We start from the raw sequence: 11279 nt of genomic DNA, 5'->3' as shown, positions 1-11279 counted from the left end.
CCAGTTCCGGGACAGACCACTTTTGATGGGTGGCGTCTGACTGGATAAGCCAGTTCAGACGCTATGGCCAATGATTTGTGATGATTAAGCTCTGGAGGCGCTTCCAAGGCTGTCAATACTGATGCTGCTTGCTGCCTTGTCCCTTTATTGAATAGCTCAATCCCAGCTCAACGCACCACCCGTCTGATACTCAATAACCCGCGTCTCGAAGAAGTTCTTCTCTTTCTTCAGGTCCATGATCTCGCTCATCCATGGGAACGGGTTGGTGGTGCCTGGGTATTCTTCTTTCAGGCCGATCTGCGAGAGGCGGCGGTTGGCGATGAATTTGAGGTAGTCCTCCATCATCGCGGCGTTCATGCCGAGTACGCCGCGGGGCATGGTGTCGCGTGCGTATTCGATTTCCAGCTGGGTGCCTTGCAGCAGCATCTGACGGGCTTCGTCCTTCATGGCGTCGTCCCACAGGTGCGGGTTCTCGATCTTGATCTGGTTGATCATGTCGATGCCGAAGTTCAGGTGCATGGATTCGTCGCGCAGGATGTACTGGAACTGCTCGGCGGTGCCGGTCATCTTGTTGCGGCGGCCCATGGAGAGGATCTGGGTGAAGCCGCAGTAGAAGAAGATGCCTTCGAGTACGCAGTAGTAGGCGATCAGGTTCTTGAGGAACTGCTTGTCGGTTTCGACGGTGCCGGTCTCGAACTTCGGATCGGAGATCGAGCGGGTGTACTTGAGGCCCCAGGCGGCTTTCTTCGCGACCGACGGAATCTCGTGGTACATGTTGAAGATCTCGCCTTCATCCATGCCCAGCGATTCGATGCAGTACTGGTAGGCGTGGGTGTGGATCGCCTCTTCGAAGGCCTGGCGCAGGATGTACTGGCGGCACTCGGGGTTGGTGATCAGGCGGTAGGTGGCCAGCACCAGGTTGTTCGCCACCAGCGAGTCGGCGGTGGAGAAGAAGCCCAGGTTGCGCATGACGATGCGGCGCTCGTCCTCGGTCAGGCCGTCCTGGCTCTTCCACAGGGCGATGTCCGCGTTCATGTTCACTTCCTGCGGCATCCAGTGGTTGGCGCAGCCGTCGAGGTACTTCTGCCAGGCCCAGTCGTACTTGAAGGGAACGAGCTGGTTGAGGTCGGCGCGGCAGTTGATCATGCGCTTCTCGTCGACCTGGACGCGGGCGGCGGAGCCTTCGAGGTCGGTGAGGCCTTCGACGATGTCCAGCTCGTCCAGCGCGGCCTTGGCCCGCGCGACGGCTTCGGAATCCTCGGCGGTGACGGCGCGCGCTTCGCTCGCGGCGGCGTCGCCCACGCTGTCGAGTTTTTCCAGGCTCATGTCGGCACCGGCCTGTTGCGGTGCGGCGGCCTTGGCGGCGCCTTCTTCGGGTTTGTCGAATTCGTCCCAGCTCAGCATGGCAGTTTCTCCTGCTTGGACCGGACTGCGCCGGTCGAAAATGTGTACTGCGTTTGGTGCACGCAAAAACGTCGAAAAAATGTGGAGGAGGGCGGCGCTGCCATTTCCCTCTCCCCGGCCCTCTCCCATGAATGGGCGAGGGGGTTGAAAGCGGCTCGGCGCCATGTCGGCGGCGCGAGCGGGTGGAGCGTGATTGATTCCCTCTCCCCGGCCCTCTCCCATAAATGGGAGAGGGGGTCTCCGACGTCAGCGCGAAGCGGGGCGAGTGAGCGCTAGGCGCCCGGTGGGTCGGAGCCCCTGAGCGTACGTTCGTACGTGATGGGGGCCGACCTGCCGGGCAACGACGCGGGCGCCGTTCCGCTTCGTGCGTAAGCCAGACCTGCTTACTGGCAGGCTTCGCAATCCGGATTATCGATGCTGCACGCCTGCGGCACCGGCGCCGGCTTCGGCTCGGCTGCCGGGGCAGCCTGCAGGCCTTCCACCTGGCCACTGGATACGGCGTTCAGCTTGCCGGTGGTCACGGTGGATTTCTCGGTGCTGGTCGCGGCCAGGGCACGGAGGTAGTAGGTGGTTTTCAGGCCACGGTACCAGGCCATGCGGTAGGTCACGTCGAGCTTCTTGCCCGAGGCGCCGGCGATGTAGAGGTTCAGCGACTGGGCCTGGTCGATCCATTTCTGGCGGCGGCTGGCGGCGTCGACGATCCACTTGGTTTCCACTTCGAAGGCGGTGGCGTACAGGTCCTTGAGTTCCTGCGGAACGCGTTCGATCTGCTGCAGCGAGCCGTCGTAGTACTTCAGGTCGTTGATCATGACCGAGTCCCACAGGCCGCGGGCCTTGAGGTCGCGGACCAGGTACGGGTTGATCACGGTGAATTCGCCCGAGAGGTTCGATTTCACGTAGAGGTTCTGGTAGGTCGGTTCGATCGACTGCGATACGCCGGTGATGTTGGCGATGGTGGCGGTCGGTGCGATGGCCATGATGTTCGAGTTGCGGATGCCTTTCTGCACGCGGGCACGGACCGGCGCCCAGTCCAGCGACTCGGTCAGGTCGACGTCGATGTACTTCTGGCCACGCGCTTCGATGAGGATCTGCTGCGAATCCAGCGGCAGGATGCCCTTGCTCCACAGCGAACCCTGGAAGGTTTCGTAGGCGCCGCGCTCGTCGGCCAGGTCGCAGGAGGCCTGGATGGCGAAGTAGCTGATGGCTTCCATCGACTTGTCGGCGAACTCGACGGCGGCTTCGGAGGCGTACGGGATGTGCTGCAGGTACAGCGCGTCCTGGAAGCCCATGATGCCGAGGCCGACCGGGCGGTGCTTGAAGTTGGAGTTCTTCGCCTGCGGCACCGAGTAGTAGTTGATGTCGATGACGTTATCGAGCATGCGCACGGCGGTCTTCACGGTCTTCTCGACCTTGGCCAGGTCCAGCTTGCCGTCGACGATGTGGTTCACCAGGTTCACCGAACCCAGGTTGCACACGGCGATCTCGTCCTTGTTGGTGTTCAGGGTGATCTCGGTGCAGAGGTTCGAGCTGTGCACCACGCCCACGTGCTGCTGCGGGCTGCGCAGGTTGCACGGGTCCTTGAAGGTCAGCCACGGGTGGCCGGTCTCGAAGAGCATGGAGAGCATCTTGCGCCACAGGTCCTTGGCGGCGATGGTCTTGTGCAGCTTGATCTTGCCGTAGCCGGCCATGGCTTCGTAGTACTCGTAGCGCTCCTCGAAGGCCTTGCCGGTGAGGTCGTGCAGGTCGGGTACTTCGCTGGGCGAGAACAGGGTCCACTGGCCGTCGTCGAAGACCCGCTTCATGAACAGGTCGGGAATCCAGTTCGCGGTGTTCATGTCGTGGGTGCGGCGACGGTCGTCACCGGTGTTCTTGCGCAGCTCGATGAACTCTTCGATGTCCATGTGCCAGGTTTCCAGGTAGGCACAGACCGCGCCCTTGCGCTTGCCGCCCTGGTTCACCGCGACGGCGGTGTCGTTGACCACTTTCAGGAAGGGCACGACGCCCTGGGATTTGCCGTTGGTGCCCTTGATGTAGGAGCCCAGCGCGCGCACCGGAGTCCAGTCGTTGCCCAGGCCGCCGGCGAATTTGGACAGCATGGCGTTGTCGTGGATGGCGCTGTAGATGCCCGACAGGTCGTCCGGCACTGTGGTCAGGTAGCAGCTGGAGAGCTGCGGACGCAGGGTGCCGGCGTTGAACAGGGTCGGCGTCGAGGACATGTAGTCGAACGACGAGAGCAGGTTGTAGAACTCGATGGCGCGCTCTTCGCGGTTCTTCGGTTCTTCGATGGCCAGGCCCATGGCGACGCGCATGAAGAAGATCTGCGGCAGCTCGAAGCGCACGCCATCCTTGTGGATGAAGTAGCGGTCGTAGAGGGTCTGCAGGCCCAGGTAGGTGAACTGCTGGTCGCGTTCGTGCTGGATCGCGGCGCCCAGCTTGGCCAGGTCGTAGGTCTTCAGTTTCGGGTCGAGCAGCTCGAACTCGACACCCTTGTCGACGTAGGCCGGCAGCGCCTTGGCGTACAGGTCGACCATCTCGTGGTGGGTGGCGCTCTCGGCCACGCCGAGGAAGCCCAGGCCTTCGGCACGCAGGGTGTCCATCAGCAGGCGGGCGGTGACGTAGGAGTAGTTCGGCTCGCGCTCGACGAGGGTGCGCGCGGTCATCACCAGGGCGGTGTTGACGTCCTTCTCGGCGACGCCGTCGTAGAGGTTCTTCAGGGTGTCTTTCTCGATCAGCGCGCCATCGACTTCGGCGAGGCCTTCGCAGGCTTCGCGGACGATGGTCTGCAGGCGGCCCAGGTCCAGCGGCGAGAGGCTGCCGTCGGCCTTGGTCACGCGGATGCTCGGGTGGGCCACGGCCGGGGCGTCGGCGACGCCGCGCTTGCGCTCCTGGCTGCGGGCTTCGCGGTAGATCACGTAGTCGCGGGCGACTTTCTGCTCGCCGGCGCGCATCAGGGCCAGTTCGACCTGGTCCTGAATCTCTTCGATGTGGATGGTGCCGCCGGACGGCATGCGGCGCTTGAAGGTGGCGCTGACCTGCTCGGTCAGGCGGCGCACGGTGTCGTGGATGCGCGACGAGGCGGCGGCGGTGCCGCCTTCCACAGCGAGAAACGCCTTGGTGATGGCCACGGTGATCTTGTCGTCGGTGTAGGCGACGACGGTGCCGTTACGCTTGATCACGCGCAGTTGGCCGGGGGCGGTGGAACTCAGGTCCTGCGAGCCTTCGACGGCTTGGGGAGCAGTGGCCCGCGGTTTCTCGTGTGGGGTGTCGATCTGCATGAGGGTCTCCACGTTTCTAATTGGTTTGGACACTTGTCGTCGCGTCTGTTCGCTTTTTAACCAAATGCGTTCTCCGCCCGGTACAGCCAGCTAACCGGTGGAAAACACGATCGGAGCAGGGAAAAGGCGTGACTCAAGTGCCTTCCTGGCTCGTAAGTCCTTGGTCGCGGGTACGCTCGCGACCACAACCCCTAGTGGTTGCCCGATTGGGCCGACACTACGACCGCTGACGGCATGAGAATGCCGTTGACTCAGGGTCCGGCCTTCTGATAACGGCCTAAAGGGTTGCTGAAAAGCGTTTCGGCCTGCGGATTCCGAGGCTGTACGACGCTTCGTTCCGGGACCGCTTGAATAGTGCAAGGCTTCGTTGTAAACCCAAGATGTAGTGGGTTTGTTTTGTCGGGATACAAGATAGAGCGTCAGGGGCGTTTGATCAACCGGCAAAACCTGTGGATAACGTGTGCGTGGATTGTGGGTGGAACGTGGGTAACCGGGCGCAGGCAGCGTGGTTGGTGGGCTGCGCCGCCTGTCGAGCCTCAGCGGTGATTTTACGCAGGCAAAAGTTTTTTTCTTCGACGAGGCGACCACTACATCTTGTGTTTTCCAGCGTTGCCTGTATCCGCCCCGCGGCGTTGCTACAATGCCGGCCGATCCGGTCAGCCGGAGCCCTGAGGAGAGCGTGGTGCAGCAGGACATCTTGATCGTCGAAGACGACCAGCGGCTGGCGGAACTGACCTGTGAATACCTGGAGAGCCACGGGCTGAGCGTCGGCATCGAGGCGGACGGCGCCAGGGCGGCGGCGCGCATCCTGCGCGAGCGCCCGGCGCTGGTGGTGCTCGACCTGATGCTGCCGGGCGAGGATGGCCTGAGCATCTGCCGCAAGGTGCGCGGCGAGTTCGACGGGCCGATCCTCATGCTCACCGCGCGCACCGACGACATGGACGAAGTGCTGGGCCTGGAAACCGGCGCCGACGACTACGTGTGCAAGCCGGTGCGCCCGCGCGTGCTGCTGGCGCGCATCCGCGCCCTGCTGCGCCGCCGCGAGGGCAGTGCCGAGCCCGTCGCGGAGAACCAGCGGCGCCTGGAGTTCGGCCCGCTGGTGATCGACAACGCGATGCGCGAGGCTTGGCTGGCCGGACGCGGCATCGAGCTGACCAGCGCCGAATTCGACCTGCTCTGGCTGCTGGCCTTCAATGCCGGGCGCATCCTCTCGCGCGAGGAAATCTTCAATGCCCTGCGCGGCATCGAGTACGACGGCCAGGACCGCTCCATCGACGTGCGCATCTCGCGCATCCGGCCGAAGATCGGCGACGATCCGATGCACCCGCGGCTGATCAAGACCGTGCGCAGCAAGGGCTACCTGTTCGTCCGCGAGGCGGCCGAGGACATGCGCTAGGCTGCTCGATACGCCGGACAGGCCCAGAAGAGGTTGTGCCATGTTTCCCACCTTCACTACCGCGCGCTTTCTGCTTCGCGAGATCGAACAGCGCGACATCGACGCGGTGTTCCGCGGGCTGTCCAACCCGGACGTGATCCGTTACTACGGCGTGTCCTACCGTTCGCTGGACGAAACCCAGACGCAGATGGACTGGTACCGCGACCTGCAGGAACAGCAGAGCGGGCTCTGGTGGGGCATCGCCTTTCGCGAGGCGCCGGGCCAACTGATCGGCGCCTGCGGCTTCAACGACTGGTCGCCGAGCCACAGGCGCATCGAGCTGGGCTACTGGCTGATGCCCGAACACTGGCGCTGCGGAGTGATGAGCGAATGCCTGCCGCCGATCCTGCGGCATGCCTTCGACGACATGCGCATCCATCGCATCGAGGCGGTGGTGGATACCGACAACCTCGCCAGCCGCTGCCTGCTCGAACGCATCGGTTTCCGCCATGAGGGCACGCGCCGCGACGGCGAGCTGAAGGACGAGCGCTTCATCGACACCGAACACTACGGCCTGCTGAGCAGCGATCCGTGGTCGTGAGCCGCGCGCGGCGGGGCGCCGCGCTGAACTCGATCTTCCTGCGCATCTACGGCGGCATGCTCGCGGCCATCGTCCTGGTGGCGCTGCTCGGCTTCGCGACGGTGCACCTGGTCAACAAGGTGCGCAGCGACCAGTACCGCGAGAACCTCGCGCGCGGCACCTTCCGCTTGATGGCCGACAACCTGGCGCCGATGAGCGACGTCGAGCGCCGCCGTTCCACCGCGTTGTGGGGGCGCCTGCTGGGCATTCCGCTGGAAATCCAGCCGCTGCTCGACACCTCGCTGGACAGCCGCGAGCGCGCCCGCCTGCTGCACGGCCAGGTGCTGGTGGAGCAGACCGGGCCGCACGCGGCGAAGATCTTCAGCCTGATCAGCGACGCCGAAGGGGTGATGCTCACCAGCGAGGTCGGGCAGATCAGCGAGCAGCTGGCGCGCGCCACCGTCTACCTGCTGATGGACGAACTGGTGCATTACCCGCCGGCCGAGCAGCCGAGCCGGCTGGCCGAGTTGAAGCAGGCCAAGCAGTTCGGTTTCGACCTCAGCCTGCGCCCGCTGGATAACGCCGATCTGGACGCCGACCAGCGCCGCCGGATCGACGAGGGCGACACTGTGATGGCGCTGGGCAAGGGTGGCGATTCGATCCGCGTGTTCGCCGGCATGGTCAACACGCCCTGGTTGCTGGAAATCGGCCCGCTGTACCAGATGAATCCCTATCCGCCGCAGCTGCTGGTGCTGATCGGGCTGCTCGGTCTGAGCCTGATCGGGCTCGCCGTGTACCTGCTGGTGCGTCAGCTGGAGCAGCGCCTGCGCGGCCTGGAGGCGGCCGCCACGCGCATCGCCGGCGGCAACCTGGAGGCGCGCGTGCCGGCCGGCGGCGCCGATTCTGTGGGGCGCCTGGCCGCGGCGTTCAACGGCATGGCGGAGCATCTGCAGCGGCTGCTGTCGGTGCAGCGCGAGATGGTCCGGGCAGTGTCCCACGAGCTGCGCACGCCGGTGGCGCGGCTGCGCTTCGGGCTGGAGATGATCGGCGACGCGGAAACCGAGCAGGCGCGGCGCAAGTACATGGACGGCATGGACGGCGATATCCAGGACCTGGATCGTCTGGTGGACGAGATGCTCACCTACGCGCGCCTGGAGCAGGGCTCGCCGGCGCTGAATTTCCAGCTGCTGGACATCGACGCGTTGCTCGACCAGGTGATCGGCGAGCTGGCTCCGCTGCGCCCCGGGGTGCGCCTGGAGCGCGGCGCGCCCAGCGCGGTGGGCGTGCGGGTGGAAGGCGAGGCGCGTTATCTGCACCGCGCCTTGCAGAACCTGGTGACCAACGCCCTGCGCCACGCCGAGTCGCGGGTGCGGGTGAGCTTCAGGGCGGGGCCGCGGCGTTGCCGTATAGATGTGGAGGACGACGGCCCCGGCGTTCCCGAGGACGCCTGGGAGCGCATCTTCACGCCCTTCCTGCGCCTCGACGACAGCCGTACCCGCGCGTCGGGCGGGCATGGCCTGGGGCTTTCGATCGTTCGGCGGATCATCTACTGGCACGCCGGCCGCGCCCAGATCGGTCGCAGCGAAAGCCTTGGCGGCGCCTGTTTCAGCCTGGTCTGGCCGTTGCGCCAGGAGCAGGAGGAGCGCACGCCGTAGCGCGCGAGGTCAGGCTTCGACGGCCACCAGGCTGAGCAGGCGCCCGTCGACCAGGGTGAACTGGCCGTCCAGTTCGACGCCAACGTGCCATTCCGGCGAGAGCGTCTTGAGCAAGCGCAGGCGCGCATGGCCCTGCTCGTCCCAGCGCAGCACTTCGGCATCCTGGAAATAGAAGTTCTTGTGCACCAGCGGATAGAGCGCCTTGTACAGGCATTCCTTGAGCGAGAAGGTCAGCGTCACCGCGAGGGAGCAGTCGCCGGCGGCCAGGCGCTGCTGCTCGGCTTCGGTGAGGATTTCGCTGCACAGGCGCTGCGCGCGCACGTCGGTGAGCGGCACTTCGGCGTCCAGGCCAAGGCCTCGCCAGCGCTGGCTGTCGCCGACGATGGCGGCGGCCCAGCCCTTGCTGTGGGTGATCGAGCCGCAGGTGCCGACCGGCCACTGCGGCGCGCCGTCCTCGGCCACCATCGGCGTTTCCGCGCGGCCGCGCATATGCGCCAGCGCTTCGCGCGCGCACAGGCGCCCGGCGAGGAACTCGGCCTTGCGCTTGGCGATGGCGCCGAGGATGTTCGAGGGCGGGACGATGCCGCAGCGGGCGAAGTCGGCGAGTTCGAGCCGCTCGGCGTCGAACGCGGCCTTCACCAGCGAAAGGCCGGGCAGCACGGTGGGAAACGGCCAGTCGGCGGTCAGTGTCGGGCAGCAGGCGGGAAGCCGGGGGGAGTAGGAAGTCATGCGGCTATTCTGCCGCAGCCTGGTTGCCGGCGGCGACCTGTTTGCGAAAACCGCGCCCGCGGCAGGCGCGGGCCGGTGGTGGCGCGGCGGTTAATCGAACACCCCCCGGAGGAAGGATTTCATGTCGGCCCAGGAACTCTCGTCGGCTTCCTTCTGATAGCCGATGTCCGGCCCGCCGTGCTCGCCATGGCTCAGGCGGTCCGCATCGGGGTTGGTGAAGCCGTGCTTGGCGCCGGGCAGGCTGACGAAGTCGTAATCGGCGTCGGCGTCGTCCATCTCTTCCTTGAACGCGGCGACCTGCTCGGGCGTGACCATGCTGTCGGCTTCGCCGTGCTCGACCAGGATGCGTGCCTTGATGCTGCCCTTGGTCGCCGGGACGGCCGGCACCAGGGCGCCGTGGAAGCTCACCACGCCGAGCAGCGGGACACCCTGGCGGGCCATGTCCAGCACCACCTTGCCGCCGAAGCAGTAGCCGATCGCGGCGATCTGTTTGGCATCCGTCTGCGGCTGCGCCTTGATCAGGTCGAGGCCGGCGAGGAAGCGCGCCTTGCTCGCCGCGGCATCCGCGGTGGCCGCCTGCATGAAGGCGAGGGCGTCCTTGGGATGCTCGGTGTTCTTGCCGCCGCCATACATGTCGATGGCCAGGGCGGCGTAGCCGAGGCCGGCGAGATCGCGTGCACGGCGCTTGGCGTAGTCGTTCAGCCCCCACCATTCGTGGACCACCATCACGCCGGGGCGCGGGCCTTCGATGGCATCGTCATAGGCGAAGTAACCGATGAGCTTGGTGCCGTCGGCGCTTTCGTAGGGGATTTCCTGGGTCTTGATGGCGGCGGACGAGAGGCCGCTGAAGAGCATCAGCAGGCCGAGCAGGCAAATGCGCATGGCAGGTTCCTTGGTTGTCGAGCGCCCAAGCCTAGGTCGAAATGCCGCGCCTGTGAAGCGAGGCGCCTGGCGACGGCTCAGCTTTCCTGCGCGCGGTAGGCGCCCGGGGTTAGGCCGGTCCACTTCTTGAACGCCCGATGGAACGCCGATGGCTCGGAAAAGCCCAGGCGCTCGGCGATGCGCTGGATCGGCAGATCGCTGCCCAGCTGGTAGATCGCCAGGTCGCGGCGCAAGTGGTCCTTCAGCTCCTGGAAGCTGGTGCCTTCCTCGTGCAGGTGGCGGCGCAGCGTCTGTGGGCTCATGTGCAACTGGCGGGCGATGCTGTCGAGGTCCGGCCAGTGTTCGCACTCGCGGCCGAGCAGGCGGCGGATGCGGCTGGTCAGGCTGTCGCCGCCATCCGGCCTGGCCAGCAGATCGGCCGGCGAATGCAAGAGGAAGCGCTTGAGCGTGCGCTCGTCCTGCAGCAGCGGCATGGGCAGGTAGCGGGCGTTGAACAGCAAACTGTTGGCGGCCGCCTCGAAACGATGCGGGCAGGGGAACAGCAGGTCGTACTCGGCGTGGTGCGCGGGCGCCGGATAGCTGAAGGTCACTTCATCGAGGCGGATGCGCTGGCCGATCAGCCAACTGCCCAGGCGATGCCAGATCACCAGCAGGCTTTCCAGCAGGAAATGCTCGTCGTCCCAGGCGCCGACGTCGTCGACCGACAGGCGAACCTGCTCGCCCTCGCGGTGCAGGCGGATGCCCGGCGAGCCGGGGAACAGGCCATAGAAGAGGGCGCCGCGCTGCAGGGCCTTTTCCAGGTTGCGGCAATGGATGATGGCGTGGCCCATCATGGCGAAGGTGCCGCGCTTGCTCGGCTGGTTGCCGAGGCCGAGGTATTCGTCGTCGAGCACTTCCCAGAGCAACTGCACCAGGCGGGCGAACTGCTCCGGCGCGATCCGCGCGCGCGGCTGTTTGAGCAGCGCCGGCGGGATGCCGGCGCCGAGCAGCAGGGCGTCGGGCGCCAGGCCGCGGCGCTCCACCCCACGCAGCGCCGCGCGGACGAAATGATTGGAAATCGTGCGTTCGCGCAAGGCGCTTCCCTCGTTCCGGTGCGCGCCGATGGTAGAGCGCGACCGGATGCCTCACAAGCGTGGCGGCCTGGCGAGGGCGAGTGGCGAAAAGCCGCCATCCGGGCGGGTTGTCGCCAGGCAAAGGGCGGGTTTCCGCCATCCCCAAGCGCGCGCGCGGCAGTGATTGTTTATTAAGTCGTTGAATTTAAAGGATAAAAAACTTGAAGAGGAATTGGCACAGCGCTTGCGATAAGGCTGATACCCGGCGCGCCCGGGGCCAACAATCATAAAACCTCAGTCAGAGGTGTGCGCTGCTCCAGGCAGTGC

The 11279-nt window shown here is 65.6% G+C and carries 8 protein-coding genes; 3 read left to right on the top strand and 5 right to left on the bottom strand.

Annotation, left to right across the window (positions count from 1 at the left end; genetic code table 11):
• Positions 1-156 precede the first annotated feature (156 nt).
• Positions 157-1404, bottom strand: a complete 1248-nt coding sequence (locus B3E91_RS09055; protein WP_287029136.1) for a ribonucleotide-diphosphate reductase subunit beta — start codon at positions 1402-1404, stop codon at positions 157-159.
• A gap of 383 nt (positions 1405-1787) precedes the next feature.
• On the bottom strand, positions 1788-4679 hold the full coding sequence (locus B3E91_RS09050) for a ribonucleoside-diphosphate reductase subunit alpha (RefSeq protein ID WP_287029135.1): 2892 nt from the start codon (positions 4677-4679) through the stop codon (positions 1788-1790).
• Positions 4680-5361: 682 nt separating this feature from the next.
• Here B3E91_RS09050 and B3E91_RS09045 point away from each other — a divergent pair.
• Genes B3E91_RS09045 through B3E91_RS09035 form a run of 3 tightly spaced genes read left to right on the top strand, consistent with a single transcriptional unit; the run spans position 5362 to position 8289 of the window.
• Entirely contained in the window at positions 5362-6075 is a 714-nt protein-coding gene (locus tag B3E91_RS09045; protein WP_287029134.1) for a winged helix-turn-helix domain-containing protein, read from the top strand.
• Positions 6076-6115: 40 nt separating this feature from the next.
• Positions 6116-6655, top strand: a complete 540-nt coding sequence (locus B3E91_RS09040) for a GNAT family N-acetyltransferase (RefSeq protein ID WP_287029133.1) — start codon at positions 6116-6118, stop codon at positions 6653-6655.
• A 23-nt stretch (positions 6656-6678) separates the two neighbouring features.
• On the top strand, positions 6679-8289 hold the full coding sequence (locus tag B3E91_RS09035; RefSeq protein WP_287029137.1) for an ATP-binding protein: 1611 nt from the start codon (positions 6679-6681) through the stop codon (positions 8287-8289).
• A 9-nt stretch (positions 8290-8298) separates the two neighbouring features.
• Here the strand turns inward: B3E91_RS09035 and B3E91_RS09030 are convergent, their stop codons facing one another.
• The 3 genes from B3E91_RS09030 to B3E91_RS09020 all read right to left on the bottom strand — a co-directional run bounded on the left by B3E91_RS09030 (position 8299) and on the right by B3E91_RS09020 (position 10973).
• A complete protein-coding gene (locus B3E91_RS09030; protein ID WP_287029132.1) occupies positions 8299-9018 on the bottom strand; it encodes a 4'-phosphopantetheinyl transferase family protein in 720 nt (239 codons plus the stop codon).
• Between the two features lie 90 nt (positions 9019-9108).
• Entirely contained in the window at positions 9109-9900 is a 792-nt protein-coding gene (locus B3E91_RS09025; protein WP_287029131.1) for a dienelactone hydrolase family protein, read from the bottom strand.
• A 77-nt stretch (positions 9901-9977) separates the two neighbouring features.
• Positions 9978-10973 (bottom strand): AraC family transcriptional regulator, encoded by a 996-nt coding sequence (locus B3E91_RS09020; RefSeq protein ID WP_287029130.1) that lies wholly within the window; start codon positions 10971-10973, stop codon positions 9978-9980.
• Between the last annotated feature and the right edge of the window lie 306 nt (positions 10974-11279).

This window comes from Pseudomonas sp. UBA6310 (genome assembly GCF_002438225.1).
Taxonomy (GTDB): Bacteria; Pseudomonadota; Gammaproteobacteria; order Pseudomonadales; family Pseudomonadaceae; genus Pseudomonas_O; species Pseudomonas_O kuykendallii.
Note: the sequence above shows the minus strand (reverse complement) of the source record. Positions and strands in the feature narration are given on the sequence as shown.